This window comes from Kitasatospora sp. NPDC091257 (genome assembly GCF_044757675.1).
Classification (GTDB): domain Bacteria; phylum Actinomycetota; class Actinomycetes; order Streptomycetales; family Streptomycetaceae; genus Kitasatospora; species Kitasatospora lactacystinica.
Genome location: NZ_JBIVVI010001898.1, coordinates 1 through 1,038 on the forward strand (window position 1 = coordinate 1; position 1,038 = coordinate 1,038).

Here is a 1,038-nt window from a genome sequence, read left to right on the forward strand (position 1 = left end):
GAGGGGGCGGACGGACGGATGACCACAGGACACGGCCCGATGGGCGGAACGGGTGACGGAGCGGCACGGGAGGGGACGACCCCACTGAATGTCCCGGTGGACGCCGCGACGGACGCTCCGGCGAAGACCTCGGCGAAGACCGCCCCCGGTGGTCTCACCCGGCGGCAGCTGCTGGGTGCGTCGGCGGCGCTCGGCGGTGCGGCCTGGCTGCTGCGCGGCACCATCGGCCCGGACAGCGCCGAGGCCGCCGCGCCCGTACCACCCGCGCTGCCCCCCGGCACCGAGCTCTACCAGCGGGTCTTCCAGAACTGGTCCGGCGAGATCCGCACCGACCAGCTGTGGACCTGCGCGCCCCGCACCCCCGAGGAGGTCCCGGCCCTCGCCGACTGGGCGCACGCCAACGGCTGGCGGCTGCGCGCCACCGGGTACCGGCACACCTGGGCACCGCTCACCGTCGCCGCCGGGACCCCGGAGAGCGCCAGGGTGCTGCTGGTGGACACCAGTCGGCACCTCACCGCCATCGGCGCCGACTCGCCCGACACCGTCCGGGTGCAGACCGGCGCCACCATGGAGGCCCTGCTCGCCCACCTCGCCGACCGCGGTCTCGGCCTGACCGCCTGCCCGGCCCCCGGCGAGATCACCGTAGGCGGTGTACTCGCCATCGGCGGCCACGGCACCGCTGTCCCGGCCGCAGGGGAGGTGCGACCGGAGGGGCACGGCTACGGATCGGTCAGCAACCAGGTCGTCCGGCTCACCGCCGTCGTCCTCGACCCGGCCACCGGCCGCTACACGCTGCGGACCTTCGACCGCTCCGAGGCCGACAGCGCCGCCTTCCTGGTCCACCTCGGCCGAGCCTTCCTGACCGAGGTGGTGCTGCGGGCCGGCGCCGACCGGCCGCTGCGCTGCGTCAGCCGACTCGACATCCCGGCGAGCGAGCTCTTCGCCCGCCCCGGGGCCGGAACGGGAACCGGAACAGGCGCCGGCACCGGGGCCGGTGCGCGGGGCGGCCGGCCGGACCGCTCATCGGCTCACTCGTCA

Annotated in this window: 1 protein-coding gene; it reads left to right on the forward strand. The window is 76.1% G+C overall.

Annotation, left to right across the window (positions count from 1 at the left end):
• Positions 1-96: 96 nt before the first annotated feature.
• The coding region (locus ACIQOV_RS42740) for an FAD-binding protein (RefSeq protein ID WP_401056697.1) at positions 97-1,038 on the forward strand (942 nt) is incomplete at its 3' end.